This window comes from Sphingorhabdus buctiana, assembly GCF_042680825.1.
Classification (GTDB): domain Bacteria; phylum Pseudomonadota; class Alphaproteobacteria; order Sphingomonadales; family Sphingomonadaceae; genus Sphingorhabdus_B; species Sphingorhabdus_B buctiana.
On record NZ_JBHUEL010000013.1, the window covers coordinates 1 to 19,012 of the forward strand.

At 57.3% G+C, this 19,012-nt stretch carries 14 protein-coding genes and 1 pseudogene; 6 read left to right on the forward strand and 9 right to left on the reverse strand.

The genetic code is table 11. The annotated features are described in order from the left end of the window. Positions 1–40: 40 nt before the first annotated feature. Positions 41–1,249, forward strand: coding sequence for an NHL repeat-containing protein (locus ACFSAG_RS14685; RefSeq protein ID WP_381516375.1), 1,209 nt, complete (start codon positions 41–43; stop codon positions 1,247–1,249). A 518-nt stretch (positions 1,250–1,767) separates the two neighbouring features. Here ACFSAG_RS14685 and ACFSAG_RS14690 read toward each other — a convergent pair. From ACFSAG_RS14690 to ACFSAG_RS14720, 7 genes and pseudogenes are all read right to left on the reverse strand, one after another. Further along, positions 1,768–2,113 (reverse strand): annotated as a pseudogene (locus ACFSAG_RS14690) (electron transfer flavoprotein subunit beta/FixA family protein); the annotation flags it as partial. 70 nt (positions 2,114–2,183) lie between these two features. Continuing rightward, entirely contained in the window at positions 2,184–4,211 is a 2,028-nt protein-coding gene (ndpC, locus tag ACFSAG_RS14695; protein WP_381516378.1) for a 6-hydroxypseudooxynicotine oxidase, read from the reverse strand. Positions 4,212–4,347: 136 nt separating this feature from the next. Next, positions 4,348–4,731, reverse strand: a complete 384-nt coding sequence (locus ACFSAG_RS14700; protein ID WP_158899563.1) for a nuclear transport factor 2 family protein — start codon at positions 4,729–4,731, stop codon at positions 4,348–4,350. A 120-nt stretch (positions 4,732–4,851) separates the two neighbouring features. Then, positions 4,852–5,349 (reverse strand): c-type cytochrome, encoded by a 498-nt coding sequence (locus tag ACFSAG_RS14705; protein WP_158899561.1) that lies wholly within the window; start codon positions 5,347–5,349, stop codon positions 4,852–4,854. Next, positions 5,342–6,787: a flavin monoamine oxidase family protein gene (locus ACFSAG_RS14710; protein WP_158903193.1), complete on the reverse strand. Its 1,446-nt coding sequence runs from the start codon at positions 6,785–6,787 to the stop codon at positions 5,342–5,344. Before ACFSAG_RS14710 ends, ACFSAG_RS14705 begins: the two co-directional genes overlap by 8 nt. A gap of 66 nt (positions 6,788–6,853) precedes the next feature. Further along, positions 6,854–8,254, reverse strand: coding sequence for an aldehyde dehydrogenase family protein (locus ACFSAG_RS14715; protein ID WP_158899559.1), 1,401 nt, complete (start codon positions 8,252–8,254; stop codon positions 6,854–6,856). A gap of 582 nt (positions 8,255–8,836) precedes the next feature. Further along, on the reverse strand, positions 8,837–9,052 hold the full coding sequence (locus tag ACFSAG_RS14720) for a hypothetical protein (RefSeq protein ID WP_381516385.1): 216 nt from the start codon (positions 9,050–9,052) through the stop codon (positions 8,837–8,839). A gap of 429 nt (positions 9,053–9,481) precedes the next feature. Between ACFSAG_RS14720 and ACFSAG_RS14725 the strand changes: the two genes are divergently transcribed. The 4 genes from ACFSAG_RS14725 (at position 9,482) to ACFSAG_RS14740 (ending at position 14,828) form a co-directional block, all read left to right on the forward strand. Then, the gene (locus tag ACFSAG_RS14725) at positions 9,482–10,621 is read left to right on the forward strand and encodes a tyramine oxidase subunit B (RefSeq protein WP_158899555.1); all 1,140 of its coding nucleotides are present in this window, start codon (positions 9,482–9,484) and stop codon (positions 10,619–10,621) included. Positions 10,622–10,688: 67 nt separating this feature from the next. Further along, the gene (locus tag ACFSAG_RS14730; protein ID WP_158899553.1) at positions 10,689–11,105 is read left to right on the forward strand and encodes a RidA family protein; all 417 of its coding nucleotides are present in this window, start codon (positions 10,689–10,691) and stop codon (positions 11,103–11,105) included. 67 nt (positions 11,106–11,172) lie between these two features. After that, positions 11,173–12,471, forward strand: coding sequence for an NAD(P)/FAD-dependent oxidoreductase (locus ACFSAG_RS14735; protein ID WP_158899551.1), 1,299 nt, complete (start codon positions 11,173–11,175; stop codon positions 12,469–12,471). 272 nt (positions 12,472–12,743) lie between these two features. Further along, entirely contained in the window at positions 12,744–14,828 is a 2,085-nt protein-coding gene (locus ACFSAG_RS14740) for an oxidoreductase (RefSeq protein WP_381516390.1), read from the forward strand. 193 nt (positions 14,829–15,021) lie between these two features. Here ACFSAG_RS14740 and ACFSAG_RS14745 read toward each other — a convergent pair whose 3' ends face one another. Both ACFSAG_RS14745 and ACFSAG_RS14750 read right to left on the reverse strand, forming a co-directional pair. Beyond that, a complete protein-coding gene (locus tag ACFSAG_RS14745; RefSeq protein WP_381516393.1) occupies positions 15,022–16,452 on the reverse strand; it encodes an NAD(P)/FAD-dependent oxidoreductase in 1,431 nt (476 codons plus the stop codon). 182 nt (positions 16,453–16,634) lie between these two features. Continuing rightward, a complete protein-coding gene (locus ACFSAG_RS14750; protein WP_158899545.1) occupies positions 16,635–17,834 on the reverse strand; it encodes an MFS transporter in 1,200 nt (399 codons plus the stop codon). A 649-nt stretch (positions 17,835–18,483) separates the two neighbouring features. On the opposite strand from ACFSAG_RS14750, the gene ACFSAG_RS14755 reads away from it, so the two are divergent. Next, on the forward strand, positions 18,484–18,993 hold the full coding sequence (locus ACFSAG_RS14755) for a hypothetical protein (protein ID WP_158899543.1): 510 nt from the start codon (positions 18,484–18,486) through the stop codon (positions 18,991–18,993). The last annotated feature ends 19 nt before the right edge of the window (positions 18,994–19,012 follow it).

A 19,012-nucleotide genomic window follows, 5' to 3' on the forward strand; every position in this document is an offset into this window, starting at 1 on the left:
GCCCGCTCGCATTCGAGGCCAAGGTGGCATAATGAGATAGGTGACCGGCACGAAACCGTTACAAGTCCACCTGGGCACTGACAGCAGCGGCAACATCTACGCCAGCGCCACGAGCGCGGTCTTCAAATGGGACCGTGACGGCGCGCTCATCTGGGCCCGAAATGTCTCCGGGCCTTTCATCAACGGCGGCTGGATCGATGCCAGTGGCAATGTCTACCTTGCCGGGGCCTACTACTCGAGCAACTACTATGGCTGGCTGGCCAAGCTCGACACCTCGGGCACCCTGCAATGGCAGCGCAGCCTCAACGGATCAGGCCAGGAACTCTGGTACAATGCGGCGGTCGATGCGTCCGGCAGCGTCTATGTGGCTGGCTATTCAACCTCGAGCGGTGGCTCCGGAAATGCCGACGCGCTGATTGCCAAATACAACAGCGCCGGCACCCTGCTGTGGCAGCGGTCGATTGGGGGCTCAGGCAACGAATATGCCAGCCAGATGGCGCTGAGCCCGGACGGCAGCCTGCTGGTCCTCTCGGGCAACACCTCGACGTCAACAGCGGGCAACATCGATGCCCTGATCACCGTCATTAGCACTGCCACCCCCTCGGTCAGCTGGCAGCGCTCGATCGGGAGTACTGGCTATGATTATGGCTATGGCGTTGCGATAGACAGCAGCAACAACATCTACTGGCTCGCAGGCATCAACGGCACGCTGAGCCTGCTCAAGATCAGTTCTGGCGCCGTGATCCAGTGGCAGCTGTCCCTGCCCTCTAGCTACGGCAGTGGTTCGGTGAACCTCGGGCCCGACGGCAGTCTGAGGATTTTTGCGCCGATCTATGCCGGGGCGGACATCTATCAGTTTTCAACCGACGGTACCTTGCTGCTGTCCCGCTCCATCAGCCTCGACACGAGCAATGGCGCGAACTCTTTCAGCCTCACGGGTCTGGCGGTTAGCTCAACGGCTATGGTGTTCTCCATCTACACGATGATGGACTTCTCGCCCTACGGGTACATGGATCTGTGCGGCGCCATCTTCAAAGTGCCAATCGACGGATCAAAGACCGGCACCTGGTCAGTGGCCGGTGCCTCGACCCAAGGCGTAACCTACAGCGCCTCATCCCCCAGCATCGGCAACACCTTCTGGTCTCTGACCTTCCGCAGCTTCTCGTTGCTGAGCCGCGCTCTGACCGCGGGCACCCCATCCTACAGCTTTGCGATCGGGTCCTACACCAACACCACGACCGGGATTTGACCCATGATCATTTCGCATGACCGCCAAACGCTGTTCATTGGCGTGCCGAAGAACGGTTCGCAGACGGCGCGGGCTGTACTGGGTCAGATCGGGGTTGATTTGGTTGGCGAGTTGGGGCGGCATCCGATCGCGCGGGAGGCGATCCGGCTGGCCGAGGCTCGGTTCCCAAACGAGGCGATTGCGCCAACGGCGATCTATGCTTTCTGGCGGGATCCGGTCGAGCGATTCTGCTCAGCGGTCGAGTTCCACAAACGCTGCCTGCCGAACTCGTTCATTCAGCTATTCCCCGATCGGTTCGTTGGCATCGAGCGACATCCGCGATGGCTTGAACCCGATCCTAACGCTATTAATCTGGATATGCGCGCGGTCATCGATAGCGTCCCGCCACTAGACATCCTTGCCGCATTGCCGCCACCACCAGTTCCCGGTGTTTCCCTCCAGCCGCGGGGTAGCAATCTGAGTTTTTATCGGCCGCAGTCGGAATGGTTGGGTGGAACTGCCGTTACCATTCTGCCCTTTGCGGATTACGAGGCCGGGCTCTTCCTCGTCGGCAACGCCTTTAAGGATCTTGGCAACAGCCAGCGGCTCGACCATATCGTCGGTCTGCACCAGGATGGCCCGGTCCGCGCCCATGGCGAGGGCCGTGCGTAGCGTTTCCTGCGCCTTGGCCGGCCCGACGGAGACCACCACGATTTCGTTCGCCGCGCCCTTCTCCTTCATGCGGATCGCTTCTTCGACGGCAATTTCGTCAAAGGGGTTCATGCTCATCTTTACATTCGCAAGGTCGACACCTGTGCCATCGGCCTTGACCCGCGGCTTCACATTATAGTCGATCACCCGCTTCACGGGCACGAGGATTTTCATCGGGCTCTCCATTGCGTTGCGGCTTGTCGCGGGTCCCGACATATCGTGGACCGGCGCCAGCCCATCCTTCTCACTTTGCCTGCCTGCCAAACTGCATGCCGGCCTTTCGACCGTCCCGGGTGGCCTGGGCTATCTGTCCCGGGCCAAGGCAGTCGCCGATACGTTCCACGGACACTATTTCTCCAGCGTCACGCTTTTTGACGAGTTCATGATAGAGATTATCGTCCGAAATCTGGCCCGTCACCAATACCACCGCATCGGCGGCTCGGATATGTTCGGCACCCGTCAGCAGGCGACTGGTTTTGACATGGCCCTCTGAAATGCTGACAATCGATGTCCCGACGACGATTTCGATGCCGATTTCATTCATCGAATTGATGACGTGGACCATTTCCAACGTGTTTAACGTCCAAGGCGCGGGATCGCTTGCGGTCGTAACATATGTAACCTTGCAGCCGGCACGAGCGAGACGTTCCGCGACCACCGTGGCCATGTAAAAATAATCTTCGTCATACACGATGACGTCGCCGCTTGGCAGCTTGCCGTCCAGTATGTTTTCGGGATTGAAAACATGGGGCAGCTCATGTCCTGGTATCGGCTCATCATGATTGCGGCCGACTCCGTCCCCACGCCATGTTGCACCTGACGCCACAATGACGTGGTCAGCCTCGAAACCGGCGACGTCCTCAGCGGTCAACATGCTGTCGAGGTACATGTTCACATTCACCATCGTCTGGAGCTGACCGACGCGATAGTCGACCACGCGCCCCCAAGTGCTTAGGCGCGGCATCTTGCGCTCGCGCACAAGGCGACCGCCCCATTCGGATCCTGCGTCGGCAATCGAAACCTGATAACCGCGCTTGGCGAGTGTGTGAGCAGCTTCCAGTCCGGCAGGCCCTCCACCCACAACAAGAATATTCTTGTCGGGGTCGTCCGCCGGTGGCACATTTTCGGGATGCCAGCCCATCAGATGCTCTTCACCGGCAGAGGGATTTTGCGTGCAGCGGATCCGCACGGACGTCATGACTTCCGCGGTGCAAGCGTTGCACCCGATGCATTCGCGAATATCGTCGTGGCGTCCCTCATTAATCTTGTTCGGCAGGAATGGATCGGCAATGGAGGGGCGGGCGGCGCCGATCAGATCCAGAATGCCGCGCTTGATCTGGCTTACCATGGCGTCGGGGGACGTGAAGCGCCCAACGCCGACCACCGGCTTGTTCGTCACCTTCTTCACGAAGTCTATAAACGGTTCCTGCTGGCCTTCTTCGAAGAAGCGGCTACTGCCGCTATCCCACGGCCAATCGCTTACGTTGACGTCCCAAAGATCAGGAACATCGGCCAAGGCTTCCACAACCCGGCGTCCGTCTTCCTGCGCGGTGATGTTCGATACTCTGCGTCGATCCTCCACGGCGAAACGAACGGCGACCGCACAGCTATCTCCGACCGCGTCCTTTACGTCGCATAGCGTTTCCCGGAGCAAGCGCACGCGGTTTTCGAACACGCCGCCATATTCGTCGGTTCGCTTGTTTGTCTTGGTATCGAGAAAGTCCTGCAACAGCGACAGATTGTGCGCGCAATAGACATAAATGATGTCGAATCCCGCTGTCTTCGCACGGACTGCCGCATCGCGATACCAGCGCCGGAAATCGGCGATGTCCTGCTTGTCGATTGTTCTGGCGGAAATCGGATTGTAAAAATAGTGAGGAAACTTGGCTGTTGGAGACAGCGGATGCTCGCGATAGTAGGCTGCCGGTCCCGACGCGCCGGCGTGAGCCAACTCGACCCCAGCCAACGCCCCATGTTCCTTCACGGCCGCGACAATGCGCGAGATTGGCTCGATATGCTTGTCATTGTACAGGCACGGATCGGGCAGGGGGGCGTGATCCGACGTTTCGTGGATCATCGTTTCTTCAATGCAGACCACCCCCCAGCCGCCTTCGGCGCGCGTTTTTCGGTAGGCGACCATCTCATCCATTGACGACATCCCCATGCTGATTGCGTGCGGGACAACGTAAAATCGGTTCTTGGTCTTGACCGGTCCGATTTGTACGGGTTCAAAGAGGATGTCGTAGCGTGGATCTCGCATAAGTCGCTCCATCGGCAAATTAACAATCAATGACCGCCTGGATGCTGGTTTTCGGAGTTCCTCAAATGCAATCCTGCCCTTGAAAGGGATCGGCGATTTCAAATACAGCAAGGTTCCCGGGCGATTTCCCGTCGAGAATTAGGCGGCGTCAAGCGACCTTCCGAATGGTGAGTTCGTTCGCCTTGCAGAAGGCATTCTTCAACACAATCTTGCCATCTTGGACGTGAAGTATATCCAGGCCGTCGATCGCGGATTTTGTTCCGTCCGGGGCAGTTATGACCAAAGTCCAAGTAACAAGCGCCATGGATTGGCCTTCATCGATAATGGTCGATGTAATCTGATAATGGGACTTGCTATCGGATACCTCAAAGCTGGGCGCGAGCGCATCCCCAATGGCGGAAACCCCGTTATGTTCGACGCCGTATGGATCGATGTAGACGCTGCCCTCCGAAAAGAATTCCAGCATCGCCCCAAAATCACCGGTGTTGAACGTCCCCATGAAGGAACTGACAATTTCAGATAGGCTTTTCATTTTGAAACTTTCATCACAAATTTGGTGCTAAAATCGGCTAAGATTTTGTTGAGGATCATAAGCGGGAATCGTCCAATCGCTCGACGAATGGGGCCGACAGCTTCATTGCGCCGGTGGGGGTCATTTCGGTTGAATACTTGCAAGATATGCGATGATCGCCTTGCGATCTGCCTCCTTCGCAAGCCCCCCAAAGGCCATCGAGGTGCCCGGATAAGCCGCCATCGGATCCTTCAGAAACACGTCGAGCTTCTCTGGAGTCCATGAGCCATCGGCATTTTTCAGCGCCTGCGAATAGCGGAAATCTTCTGCTCCGCCGATCTTGCGACCGACCACCGCTATGAGCTTCGGACCTGCTGGCGAAGGGTTGCCGGGATCGACCGAATGACACACCGCGCAGTTGCTGAACAGTTTCTTGCCCGCTTCGACTTGTCCCGCATCGGCGGCCAGCGTCGCATAGTCGCTTGATCCAGCAGCGGGGGTCGACGAGGTCGCCTCAACGCTGGCTCCGGGGTTGCTGTCTTTACTATCCTCCGCAGGCTCGGAACAAGCAGCCGTTCCGGCCAGGCACAGTGCCGACAAGAGCGCCAGCCTAAATTTGCCAATATGAGCTTTATCCATTTGCCGCCTCCTCACGCGCAAGCTTTTCAGTGACTTCCCGACAGGCGCGAATTCCGCTTTCCACCGCGCCGTCAATGTATTCGTGCCAGCCGTCGGCAGTAGCGGAGCCGGCGAAGAACAGGCGGCCTTCGGCTTTTGCCATGTCCTTGTATTTTTTGAACCATCCGACCTTGTAGGCCGGCCATGCTTGTTTCGAGAACGGATCCTTGACCCAATTATAGGGTGCGATGTCGGTGATTTCCGCATTGGGATGGATCTTTCGCAGTTCCGCACCGACAGCATCTAGATCGTTCATGTCGATCAGCGATTGCCGACCGAGCGTCGCCTTCAGGATCGTGCCGTCGTCACCGAATTCCTCGGTCTGGATTGCGTTCAACGGGTTGGGATCATCGCAAAAGGCAAACGTGTTACCGAGGTTGTTTTTTACTTTCATGTACATCGTGGCGCCGTCGGCGCTATCGCCATGGGCGATAAATTCACGTTTGGCGGACGACAGTCCTGGCTTGAAGTTGATGTCTGGATAGACAGAGGTAGGTAGAGTGAAGACAGCAGCTCTTGCCTCGACTGTTTGTCCGTCGGCAGTCCTGAGGGTGACGCCCTTATCTCTCTGTTCTACTTCTTTGACCACAGTGCCGAGCCGCACATCGGCCTTGCTGTCGTCAAGGATTGCCTTGGCCAATGCAGCGGTTCCGCCATTGGCGATATGCCAGTGCTTCTCCGAGTCAGTGAAGGTGAAAGGATCCCACGCCGCGAGAGCGAAAAGTTTGACGAAACTTGCATAGCTGAATGTTGATGTCGGGCCACCGGCATAGAGTACGAGTTCTGCGCTCAATGCCGCTTTCCCCAGCGGATCGAGGCCGAGCGACGCAAGGTGCTGAGCTGCCGAGATGTCATCGATCTTCAGAACTTCGGGGTTGGCGAAGGGCTTGTATGGTTGTGGAAACAATGTGCGCGAGTTGGCGCAGAATCTGTTGAACGCGTCGTTGTAAAGGGTGTCGAACTTCGCGGGCGGCACATTGTGGACGGCTCCATCCGACGTCATGATATAGGATGCGTCGAGATCGTAGAGAGGCACTTCTTCGAAGTCGAAGCCGTAGCGCTGCATTTCCGTGAAGACATGCGGCTGTACCCAGTGGACGGACGATCCTCCCAATTCCACTGGGCGGCCGAGAAACTCACTGGTGAAAGTGCGTCCGCCGATGCGCGGCCGCGCTTCCAGCACGACCACGCGCCAGCCCTTGGCGGCAAGGTCGCGCGCGGCCGTGATGCCGGCATAACCCGCGCCGATGACGGCGACATCATAAGGGCCGCCTTCGCCGCCGCCATCGCGTGTCTCGCGCCCCGGATTTTCCTTTGCGCAGCTCGCCAGCGCAACCGCGCCAGCTGCGGCAGCGCCGAACCTTATCAGTGAACGCCGGTCGACGGGCCGGTTCGTCATCGTTAGTTCTTCATCCGAATTCCTGATCACGGCATCCCCCTTTTCCATTATTCAATCCCCAGTCCATCATGTCGCGGCATTGATCACTTGGAGGCGGGTGAATTCGCACACGCCTTCAATGCCGCCCTCCGTTCCGACACCGGACTGCTTCGCGCCCGAGAAAGGTATGTCGGGGTAAATGGCGACATGCTGATTGATCCACACCGAGCCGGCTTCGAGTTCGCGCGCGAGCGCGCGAGCGCGATCGATGTCGCGCGACCAGATAGAAGCGCCGAGGCCGTAGGGGCCGACGTTGGCCCGGGAAATCGCATCCGTCTCATCAGAAAAGCGTAGAACCGGCACCACAGGCCCAAACTGTTCGTCGGCGACCAGCCTGGCCTCGTCGTCGAGATCGGCGATCACCGTCGGCTCTATGAAAAAGCCAGGACGCTTGGCGGTATGACCGCCGGTCAGGACCCTGCCATGGGATGCCGCCTCCTCGATAATCTCGCGTACTTTATCGAACTGCAGGCTGTTCTGGATGGGGCCGAGAGTGACCCCGTTTTCGTCCCCCGCGCCGAGCTTTAATGCTTTGGCTGCCGCGACCAGCTGTTCACAAAAAGCGTCGTAAATCTCGTCGGCGACATAAAGGCGTTTGGGCGCTGCGCAGATCTGGCCCGCGTTGAGGAACGCGGTGGCGGCGAGACCCTGCGCCGCGCCCTCCACATCGGCGTCCTTGAGGACGATGGCCGGGTCATTTCCGCCCAGTTCCAGCGTCACCCGCTTCAATGTCTCTGCCGCGCCTTGCATGACGCGCTTGCCGGTGCCGGTCGAGCCTGTGAAGGAGATCTTGGCGATGTCGGGGTGGCTGGTGAGGCGCGAGCCAAGATCGTTATCGTCAGCAATGACATTGAACACGCCCCGGGGAAAAATCTCGCACGCCAGCCGGCCCAATTCAAGGCTTGTCAGCGGCGTGGTCGGCGCAGGCTTCAATATCACGGTGTTTCCGGTCAGCAGGGCAGGGCCGAATTTGTTGCTTGCCAGGATCAATGGATAATTCCAAGGCGTGATCGCCGCAACGACGCCCAGCGGGCGGCGCTCAATCTGGTAGCTGCCATTTGCATGGCTTCTCGTTTCGGCAGGCAGTTCGACGCTGGCGTAATAGCGTATCCCCTGCACCGCGGCACCAATTTCGAACCGGGCCTCTGCCAGGGGTTTGCCCTGTTCTTTGACAAGCAGACGCGCAAAGTGATCGGCCTCTTCCTCAAGCCGTTGCGCGAACAGCAGGAGACAATCCCGACGCTTGCTCCAGGATGTTGCTGCCCAGGCGGGAAAAGCGCGTCGCGCAGCCGCCACGGCGGCGTTGAGCTGGTCTTCGTCCGCTACGGGGGCAGTCGTGAAGGGCTCGGCCGTCGCGGGATTGACGATTTCAATGGTCTTCGCGCCCTCAACCAGTTGTCCATCGATGAGCATTTTATAAGCGTACATGGTTTACCTAACTCTTGCATCAATTACCCGATTGCGCGCCTGACAACCCAGGCTGGTTGGCGCACATCCGTCGCTCAAGCTGTCCGCAAAATGCCGCACTTTTGATACATCGTCCAAAGGGGCATATATTCGCGCGCTTTTAGCCCAGCGCCGGATCGGCTGCGACGCTCTTCCGCACAGTTTGTTTTACAGCATATGTGTTGGAATTTGTAGCATCTCTCGTGCCATTCGCAACTAAATTCGTCAATCGCAGATATTTTCTAGGAGCATAGAGATGGCATTTTTGGCCCGTAGGTGAGCGCAAGAATGGAGACTAAATATATGATAATCCGTGAAATAAAGTGATATCATCCCATCAGATTCTTTGGAAAGTCGAGCTTAATTGACCGCCAATTCAACAACTGAAAGATTGTATAATTCCTCATAAAGACAATTATATAGGTCAACTGATAGTCGATGCGTCGCGATGGCGAAAAATGGCATCATCCGCCTTTCCGTTTGCTGCGAGTCGGGAGATATTCAAGCCATGAAACCTGTTTCAATCTCGATGTGTCGATGTCCCAGCTTGGTAATCAGGCGATATCATTCGTGCCCCGTCGGGCCTGCCTCATAGCAGAAATGTACCACGTCGTACTTTGCGGCAATCCGCTGCAAGACCTGCCGAATCGCATCGGGTGATGCGTCAACTTCACCGATGAAACGCACTTCGCCGCCACGTTCTGCATCCGCGACTGTGGTCGCATTGCGCGCTTTTCCAACATCGATTCCGATGGAAATGTGTGTAGAGCGAACTAACATATCCAGCGCGAAGAATATATGATCGTACACAAGGCCTAAAAAGTGGCGCTGCAGGGCCTTTTAAGTTCGGCCGTTTGGCGTAATGGGAACCTTCATCGACTTGTGGAGGATCTCCCAATCAGAGGAAAAAGTCGGCAGTCCGCGCCGTCCGACCGATGGCCCATCGCTGACTTTTTGATTGACACCAGTTTAAATTCCTCGATTGTATAATATAATTTTCTTGTGGGATTGAGACTGGGTGATGTGCCGCGCTGATCGGTCCGGAGGCGACAGATGTGGGGCCGCTGAGCAATTTTCCCTTTGGAAGGAAAAATTGGTCGGCCCACGACCTGTGGTGTCTTGTTTGATGTCTGTTGTTGAAAGCATGAAAGGTGTCATGCTTTCCAATGGTGTTGAGTCGAATGAGAGAGTGAGTTGGAGAGCAAAATAATGACCGGATCGGCAAAAATAGATTTCTTGTATCTGTCAGAGCAAGACATGATCAAAGCTGGTGTTACCGATATGGCAATGTGCGTTGACACCATGGAGGAAATGTTCAGCCTGTTATGGCATGGGGATTACCGCATGGCAGGGGCGAACAACGATTCCCATGGGGCGATGGTCTTGTTTCCAGAAAGCTCGCCGTTTCCTGACATGCCAAAGGGAACTGCTGACCGCCGTTTCATGGCAATGCCCGCTTATCTTGGCGGCCGTTTCCGGACCGCAGGCGTGAAATGGTATGGATCGAACCTCGAAAACCGGGAAAAGGGTTTGCCGCGTTCGATCCTCACTTTCGTACTCAACGACGCCGATACCGCTGCCCCGCTCGCCTTCATGTCAGCGAATCTCTTATCGGCTTACCGGACCGGAGCGATCCCAGGCGTGGGGGCACGTCATCTTGCGCGAAAAGACGCAAAGGTTTTCGGGCTTTTAGGCCCGGGTGTCATGGGCAAGACAACACTCATGGCGCTGCGTGCCGTCTGTCCTAAGATCGACACGATCAAGATCAAGGCGCGGGGGAAAGCGAGTCTTGAAAGTTTCCTCGATTGGTTAAAGTCGGACATGCCGCAGGTCACAAACATTGAGGTGGTTGATACGATAGAGGCTGTTGTTCGCGGTTCCGATATAGTTAGTTTTTGTGGCTCGGGCGCGGCGGGCGACCCTTCGACTTATCCTATCGTCAACCGCGAATGGGTGAAGCCGGGCGCGTTTCTGGCGATGCCATCGAGCTGTGAGATTGACGAGGCGATGGGGACTAAAGACGTCCGAAAGGTCGTCGACAACACCGGTCTCTACGAAGCCTGGTTTGATGAACTGCCCAAGCCTGCGCACAACATTATACCGATTATCGGTGTAAAGTTCATGGATATGATTGCCAGTGGACGGATGGAGAAAGAAGATCTTGAGGATCTTGGTCGCATCGTAGCTGGGGAGGCCCCGGGTCGGCAGAACGACGAGGAAATCATCATCTTGTCTGTTGGCGGAATGCCAGTCGAGGATGTTGCCTGGGGCACCGTCGTTTATCGCAACGCCCTTGCGCGCGGTGTCGGTCAGTCGCTCAATCTTTGGGATGTGCCAGCCTTGCGCTGACCCCGCAGCGTCGGCTGCGCCTCTCTGGTTTCCGCAGCATTATCTGTCCTTTTGAATTGGAGTTAATATGGTCGAGATTTTGAAGCTCAAAACGGGTTCACGATATGAGGACCTGGCGAGCTACTCACGGCTCGTCAGCGTCGATGATTGGATCTTCGTTTCCAACACCGCGGGGCGCAATCCTCTGACACAGGAGATTCCGGAAGACGTCACCGAACAAACCGAGCAGGTGCTGGCCAATATCGAGCGCGCGCTGCTGGCGGTCGATGCGAGTCTTGGCGATGTCGTGGCCTCGCGCATCTTCATTCAGAACCCCTCCGATACGTCGGCCGTCATGGCCAAGATTGGAGAGCGGTTTCGCGGTATCGATCCGGCGATGACTCTGACCTGTCCGCCGCTCAGCTCGAAAGACTATAAGGTCGAGGTCGAAGTCACTGCTTACAGAGGGGCTTCGAAGAGCAATATAGAAGTGAAAAACATATAGATTTCCATTTGGTTATACGCCGCGCTGCTCAATAGTCAGTCTGCGGTTCAACTTGAAAGATGGCCTGGTGGCACCCCATATCGCGCCCGTACAAACTTGTGAGGATTTTCCGTCTTCCGTTCCTGTAGTCATCATCGGGGGCGGGATTGTCGGTCTGGTCGCGGCGCTTACACTCAGTGAGCGCGGTATTCCTGTCATCGTGCTTGAGAAGGGCGTGGTCGCCGGCGAACAATCGTCACGCAACCAGGGCTGGATTCGCAAGACGAGTCGCGCTCCGGCCGATATGCCCCTCGCCGTCGCGTCCGATCGCCTCTGGGCTCGCCTTCCGCAAAAGGTGGGAACAGATGTCGGCTATCGAGAAGCGGGCATTCTTTTTCTTGCCAGGAACGAGGCAGAAATGGAGGCTCATGAAGCCTGGATCCATTCCGTGGAACCTCTCGATCTCGACTCGCGCCTTCTGACCCCTGGCGAGATCGATCGACTGGTGCCTGGGGGGCGGGGAAATTGGGCCGGCGGTATATACACGCCGTCCGATGGGCGCGCCGAGCCATCGCTCGCGGCGTCGGCTATTGCGCGCGCTGCAATGGCGATGGGAGCCATTATCGTCGAGAATTGTGCCGTGCGCTCACTCGTCCGCTCTGCGGGGCGGGTTACCGGGGTGGTTACGGAACGCGGCGAAATCGGCTGCGATACGGTCCTGCTTGCAGGCGGCTTATGGTCCCGGCGCTTCCTTGGGAACCTCGGCATCGACCTGCCGACCCTGCCGCTCACGGTTTCCGTGGCACGCACTGTTCCCATGGATGGCCCCACCGAGATCGCGGTTGGCGGACCGGATTTCTCTTTTCGCAAGCGCGCAGACGGTGGATTTGTAATAACCCAGCGCAGCGCCATCAAAGCCCCGATTACGTTCGATCATTTGCTTATTGGGCGTAAATATTTGTCGTCGCTTCGATCGCAGGGCCGCTATCTGCGTCTGGCGTTCGGACGCGACTTCATCGACGACCTAACGCTACCTCGTCGTTGGAAATCCGGAAGAATTTCACCCTTTGAGCGCATGAGAATCAAGGATCCCGCTGTTGACGAGGGCGCCATCCACGAAGCCTTTGTCGCACTGCGCGCGGCCTGGCCTATATTCGACGATGCCGAGATCGCGGAACTTTGGGCAGGAACAGTGGATGTGACGCCCGATTCCCTGCCGGTAATCGATCAGGTTTCGGAAATTGCAGGATTGATTGTCTGCTCTGGATTCTCGGGACACGGCTTCGGTACAGCTCCGGCGGCGGGCGAACTTGCCGCCGATATACTGATGGGTTCGACCCCGATCATTGATCCCAAACCCTATCGTTTTTCGCGTTTTGAGCGGTAATCGGACTGATCTGCGGCGAAGTAGCGCGAGGATTGCTCACCGTCGTGGCGACTGCCGACCGCTGCGCCGACGATGCGGCTGGATCGGCTCGAGTTACCGTAGCGGGGTGGTGGGGCACGAAGGTTGCAGGTTGATATGCTCACTGACCGGGGCTGCTCGTCACTGAGGCGCCCCATGGCGGAAAGATCGTCGGCACTGTGACTAGGCTGCGGCGTTGGTCTGCCGGGGATATTTGCGACCGGTGGGAACGGTAAACAGAAGGAGATGGCAAGATGCGCGATCCACGATTTGATATTCTCTTCGAGTCCGTGAAAATCGGGCCCAAGACCACCAAAAATCGCTTTTATCAGGTTCCGCATTGTACGGCGCTTGGTACATTTTCTCCGCACGCTACCGCAAAATTTCGGGAGATAAAGGCCGAAGGCGGATGGGGCGTCGTGAACACCGAACTCTGTATGATCCATCCTTCTTCGGATTCGTCCCCCAGCGGTGGGGAGCGGCTCTGGTCGGACGATGACAAGCCTGGGCTTCAGCTCATGGTCGAGGCGGTTCAAAAGCATGGCGCCCTTGCCGGGTGCGAATTGACCCATCAGGGTGCCCTGGCCGGAAACCGCATGTCCAGAGAACGCCCGATGTCGGCCTCGCCCAGGCCGGCAATGGATGTACCAGCTGTCGTCCGGCAGATGGACAAGCAGGATATCAGCGATGTCAGAAGATGGCACCGCGCTGCTGCCCGGCGCGCACGCGATATCGGCTTCGACATCGTATATGTTTACGCAAGCCACATGATGGGCTTGCCCGGCGACTTTATTACGCAGCGTGTCAACCGGCGAACGGATGAATATGGGGGCGTTATCGAGAATCGCGCCAGGCTTTTGCGTGAGTTGATCGAGGACACCAAAGAAGAGATCGGATCCGACTGTGCCGTTGCCGTCCGTTTTGGGGTGGACGAAGGCCTTGGCGATGCGGGTTACACCTGTAGCGGCGATGGTCGGCGGGTCGTCGAGATGCTGGCCGAGCTGCCCGATCTGTGGGATGTCAATGTTCAGAACATCAATCTCGATGTGATGACTGCCCGCTTTGCCGACGAAGGGTGGCAGGAGCCATTCACTGCCTTCGTGAAACAGGTGACAAGCAAGCCGGTGGTCGCTGTCGGGAGATACACGTCGCCAGATCGCATGGTGTCGCTCATCAAAAATGGGTTGGTCGATCTGATCGGTGCGGCGCGTCCGTCGATTGCCGACCCTTTTCTGCCAAAGAAAATAGAAGAAGGCCGCATCGAGGATATTCGTGAGTGCATAGGCTGCAACACGTGCCTTTCCATGCAATATATGGGCGGCGCAATTCGTTGCACGCAAAACCCGACAACCGGCGAAGAGTGGCGGCGCGGCTGGCACCCGGAGCGGGTTCCGGCAAAAATGTCCGATGAACGCATCCTGGTAATTGGGGGCGGCCCGGCAGGACTCGAAGCGACTCTCACGCTTGGAAGGCGTGGCTATTCTGTTGCGCTTTCGGAACGGAGCAATTTTCTGGGTGGACGCTCCGTGCTTGAATCGGCGCTTCCCGGTCTGTCCACCTACCGGCGCGTAGCCGATTATCGAATTGGTCAGATCCATAAGCTGGCGAATGTCGACATTTACCTCGGAAGCGAAATTGAAGCTTCCGATGTGGCCGATTTCGACTTCACAACGATAGTCGTCGCAACCGGATCGACATGGGACCGGGACGGAATCGGCAAAGCGAACAGATTTCCCGTCAACGGTTGGGACCAGCCGCACGTCATCACGCCCGACAACGTGATGGCGGGCCGGACGATCGAAGGGCCGGTCGTTATAAATGACGATGAAGGTTATTATCTTGGAGGTGTCATCGCCGAGAAGCTTGCCAAGCAAGGGCTGGATGTCACGCTCCTTACCCCTGATCCGGAACCTTCCCCGCTGCTCAAATATACATCCGAGCGAGAGGCCGTTCACCAGACCCTGCTTAAACTCGGCGTGAAGCTTGTTACAGCGAGACGCCTGGTGGAGATCGGTGCCGACGAGGTGGAGGCGCATTGTATCTATACCGGCAAAGCAATCCGTTTGCCCGCGGCGACGGTGGTAATGGTCTGCCTCCGGTCACCGAACGACGGCTTGCTTCATGATTTACGTAGAACAGTTGCAGAGAACCCACCGATGTTCACCGTCCACGCAATTGGTGACTGCTTTGCGCCAGGTACAATGGCTGATGCGGTCCATTCAGGTCATCGGGTCGGTCGAGAGATGGACCAAACGCCAATCGGCGATATCAACTATTTGATCGAGAAACCTTTCGTCCGCGAAGCGAACGGGTGGGACCAGTTTGCGAGCGGGCGTTAAGGCTTGGGGTCAATGGATCTCTTCATTTTCGGGAAAAGGCGATTCAAGCTCTCTTTTGAGCGTGAAGGGATGGATCCGACCCGTTGTGTTGTGAGTCACGCGGTGTGATCGCGGTTTGAGGGGGAGGGGCTTTGGCCGGAGACGATGCGGCAGATGCATCTGGTCGGCGACAAGCTGCCCGTAGCAGGTAGCCCTATTCCTGGAGCTCACCGTCGCATCCCTCGAAAATGGATCCCCGTATCTGCTTACGCACTTTGCGCTTGAGCAAAGACCAGGCGAGCTGCTTGCCGATAAAATCGAGAGGCCAAACCGGCCAACTCTTGGGCTTCCGATCGACAATCCAGAAATCGGTGAGGTCCGTTGACCGTTCCGCCAACATGTCTGCCACTGTCTGGCCATGCAGGTGGTTGATGGCAAGGCCATGGCCCCAGCAGCCGCCGATGTAGATAACGCGCTGATCACCGATACTCGTCAAGTGAGGGACCATGTCGCGCGTGGCCGACATGTGCCCGCCCCAATTATGCTCCAACCGGACGTCTCGGAGAGCCGGGAATATGCGTTTCAGATGTGCCAGCGAGACGTCCGCACCCTTGGCGCTGACCGCCGGTTCCATCTCATTGCATACGGGATGGCCGCCATAATAGATGAAGTAGAACTGGATACGTTGGTCGGCGGTGGGCGCCATATAGTGAAACAGGTCAAGCGAGCTTTCGATCGCATTGCCCTGCTTCCAGCCAATTTCGGCCCACTGCTTGTCAGAAAGCCGCTCCGTCACCGCGCCGCGCGCGAACACCGGTGCCTGGTACGAAGCGAGTTCTCGGCCGACTGGCCCTTGCAGTTGGTGCGTGAAAGCGTTTGTGGCAATCACCACCTTGCTCGCCTGAATCGAGCCGCCCGGCGTCATGACCCGCACGCCGCCGGGCCGTCGCTCGATATGTGTCGCGGAGGTGTTTTCATAGACCGTAACGCCCGCCGCTTCGGCCAGTCTCTTAAGGGCGCGCACTTGTTTGCAGGGGTTGAGCAAGCCAAGGTCCGTGTCGGAGATGGCTGCTTTGAAGTTGCTATTCCCGTTATAATGGGCCTGCACGTCCGGTGCGGTCAGCCATGAGACCGTATCCACACCGATATCCTGGTAGGTCGAATACAGGTCATGGAGATCGTCCACCCAACGGTCGTCAAAGGCCACCCGCATAAGGCCGGGCACGCGATAATCGCTTTCGATGCCATTTTGCTCGATGATCTCGCGCGTATAAGCGGTTGCGCGCCGACAATATGCGAAGGCCGCTCTGGATCGCTCGACGCCATATGTCTTGCGGATGGACAATTGGTCCATCCCGAACTGGGGCATGATCCAGCCCGCCGCGCGGCCGCTCGCTCCGAAGCCGATGATCTCGCTCTCGATCAGGACAACCTTGCCCAAGCCGCTTTTTGCGGCATGCCAGGCCGATGAAAGGCCTGCAATGCCACCGCCGATGACGAGGATGTCGCACTGTATATCCGTATTCAGGTCGGGATTTGAAGAATAGTCGCCAAAGTCACGAATCCAGAAGGACTTTCCGGCATGCGGCGGCGATGAACGGCCACCGGACCCGCGGGGCGTCGAATCATCAGCTGCCGCTGCCATTAGAGCGTCGCCCACAGATCGGAGGAATCGAGCATCGATGTGCTGCCGAAGTCAAAAATCTTTACCGGGTCGACCAAATCCTGGTCGTTTGAACTCGCCAATGATCTTACCTTTCCAAAGTTGAACCATTGCCACGCCGAACTAGGGCGACCCGCCAAGTCCCAGTCACGCTTCCGGCCAATCTAGAGGGATGCCGGCAAATTGCGCGGCTGCCGCGATGTATAAAAAGCTACCAAGAGCAGGGCACCTATTGCGGTTATAGGAGCAATCAAGAACACAATGGTGATAGGATAACCTATCAGTATCAGGGCGCCAATGGCGGGGCCAAGCGATTGAGCGGTAACATTTACGATATATATCGCCCGCGTATAATGTTCCTCGGGATCATTTTCCGCTACCACGGACATATAGTAGGCAAGGCCCATATTGAATACCGAAAGATATATGGAGAAGGCGACAATATATAGGGTAATTGTTGTGGCCGTGTAGAAGAGCCAAAGTGCAATGATGAAAAACGCAGTCGTTATAGACAGCCATTTTATCCGCCCGCCAGCTGCACCGAATATCGTCGGCAAAAGGCAACCGGCCAAGGAAAATATGCAGCCGATCGCGAAGGATCTGGCTATAGCGCTCGGCGCCAAGCCGTTGTCCAGTCCTACCCGTTCGGTAAAGCTGAAGCCGACGTTGGCGCTTATGGAAAAGAGTAGCAGCGCGATGAGGCCGACCTTGCCGAGTACGCGCATATTTGCCTGTTCCGGGTCGGCGCTGAAGGCGCCTGCCTTATCTGTCCGCCCGCGCAGGTCGCGAGGAAGCATCAGCGCAAGGCCCGCGGCGATGCAAAGCCACAGAGCACCCGATCCCAAGCTTGCGCTGTAGCCAAAATCCGTCCTTATCGCATCCAGCACCCAGATCGCGACGGCGGAAAGAAGCATGCCGAGCATCAGTCCAAACCCAAATGCACGGTCCGGGACGCGCGCGCGGGCCAGGGTGCATGCGGAGACTGTAGTCAACAGGACTACCGCAAACCCTGCGACAAACCTGATCAGGCACAGAAGTACGTAACTGTCGGCCAACGCCGTTGCCGCATTGGCCATCGTTGCCACGAACGCAGCGCAAAATGACAGCGTCCGCCAGGAGAGGCGCGGCATGAGAAAGAAGCCTAGGACGGCCCCGATGATGCCGCCTGCTTGATCAATGGTTTGGACAAACCCCGCTTCGCTCAAGCTTATGTGAAGCGTATCGACGTAGAGCCCGACAAAGAATGGCGCGATATTGATCAGGATGATCGAAAGCGCGTAAAGGATGCACGCGATAGCCAATGTCTTTACCGGCCGCACGCCGAGCCCGCTATCCATCCATTCCACCTTCGCAATGCGGTTCATTACCTGCCCGCTATGTGCGGCACCCGGGTCGGTCCGGTTGAACGCGTCGCGGCGAGACTACGGCTTATATTCCGCCACGATCCGACATGCAAATCAATTCTGCAATCGACGAATTATGGGCTTGCACTGCGAGACGAGCGACATGAGGAAAAGATTCTCGCGGCGCGCTCACTGCGGGTCGATGCGAGTCTTGGCGATGTCGTGGCCTCGCGCATCTTCATAGGACATGGCCCTCGCACTCTGCCCGACAAGACCATACCGTGGTTTGGCGATTCGAAACTTTCGTCTGCGGGCGGAGAGGACGTCGGCGCGGCAAGGCGGCTCGATGTCATCCCAGGTGTCTTTCGAGCAGGATTACGGCTCATTGGCGACCTGAACTCGATTTGGCGTGTCTCCTTTTGGCGTGGCCGGGATTTTCAGCAGTGGCGCGAGGGATGCGGCAGATCTAGCTGCTTATGCCCCGCCCGCCGCGATAGTGGTTTGGCCGGGCTGTGAGGCCCGATATGGAATGGGGACTTTCCAGGCATGCCGCCCAACCGCCAATCCTCGCTTGACACCCAAATCGCAGACAGATAATTATCTCGGTGTAGAATTAATTATATGCGGCCCAGTAAGCTGCCGTATTGTCACAGGGAAATGAGGAGATTATATGACCTGTAACCTTAAGACGCGCTTGGCTCTGCTCGCATTGATGTGTGCCCCTTCGCTATCAGCGGCGGCGCACGAAACGCCTGTGCAAGCGGCGCCAGCCGATGTCGTCCAGGAGCTCCATGCCTTCTACGCCGACCAAGATCAGGCCAATCGTGATGGTTTGACGTCGACCGAACTCGCAGAGCGATTTTATAGCCACGATGTGATTATCACCGGCGAGGGGGATGTTGCGGCGAGGCGTGGGATCGAGGCGTCCGTAAAAGCTCTTGACGACTGGTTTGCTTATCTTGGCCCCAATGGCAATAAGGGCTGCGCCTTTGCCGTGCAGGATACTGTTGTCTCGTCGGACCGGGACATGGCTTCGGTGTTTGCGGTATTGACTTGTCAGCCTAACCCGCCCGCGACCACGAAGCAAGAGACGATTCGCCAGCTTTTCGTGCTGAAGCGTACAGTTCATGGTTGGCGAGTAGTGCGGGAGATGTGGCAAGCAGGTGGCTTCGGCAACTGATTGCTTCTGGGAAGCCCAT

Bases quoted from the DNA above. Each gene is read 5' to 3' on its own strand.
- ACFSAG_RS14705 (WP_158899561.1), bottom strand. From the start codon at position 5,349: ATGGATAAAGCTCATATTGGCAAATTTAGGCTGGCGCTCTTGTCGGCA.
- ACFSAG_RS14720 (WP_381516385.1), bottom strand. From the start codon at position 9,052: ATGTTAGTTCGCTCTACACACATTTCCATCGGAATCGATGTTGGAAAA.
- ACFSAG_RS14740 (WP_381516390.1), top strand. From the start codon at position 12,744: ATGCGCGATCCACGATTTGATATTCTCTTCGAGTCCGTGAAAATCGGG.
- ACFSAG_RS14755 (WP_158899543.1), top strand. From the start codon at position 18,484: ATGACCTGTAACCTTAAGACGCGCTTGGCTCTGCTCGCATTGATGTGT.
- ACFSAG_RS14750 (WP_158899545.1), bottom strand. From the start codon at position 17,834: ATGAACCGCATTGCGAAGGTGGAATGGATGGATAGCGGGCTCGGCGTG.
- ACFSAG_RS14730 (WP_158899553.1), top strand. From the start codon at position 10,689: ATGGTCGAGATTTTGAAGCTCAAAACGGGTTCACGATATGAGGACCTG.
- ACFSAG_RS14745 (WP_381516393.1), bottom strand. From the start codon at position 16,452: ATGGCAGCGGCAGCTGATGATTCGACGCCCCGCGGGTCCGGTGGCCGT.
- ACFSAG_RS14700 (WP_158899563.1), bottom strand. From the start codon at position 4,731: ATGAAAAGCCTATCTGAAATTGTCAGTTCCTTCATGGGGACGTTCAAC.
- ACFSAG_RS14710 (WP_158903193.1), bottom strand. From the start codon at position 6,787: ATGACGAACCGGCCCGTCGACCGGCGTTCACTGATAAGGTTCGGCGCT.
- ACFSAG_RS14715 (WP_158899559.1), bottom strand. From the start codon at position 8,254: ATGTACGCTTATAAAATGCTCATCGATGGACAACTGGTTGAGGGCGCG.
- ACFSAG_RS14725 (WP_158899555.1), top strand. From the start codon at position 9,482: ATGACCGGATCGGCAAAAATAGATTTCTTGTATCTGTCAGAGCAAGAC.
- ndpC (WP_381516378.1), bottom strand. From the start codon at position 4,211: ATGGAGCGACTTATGCGAGATCCACGCTACGACATCCTCTTTGAACCC.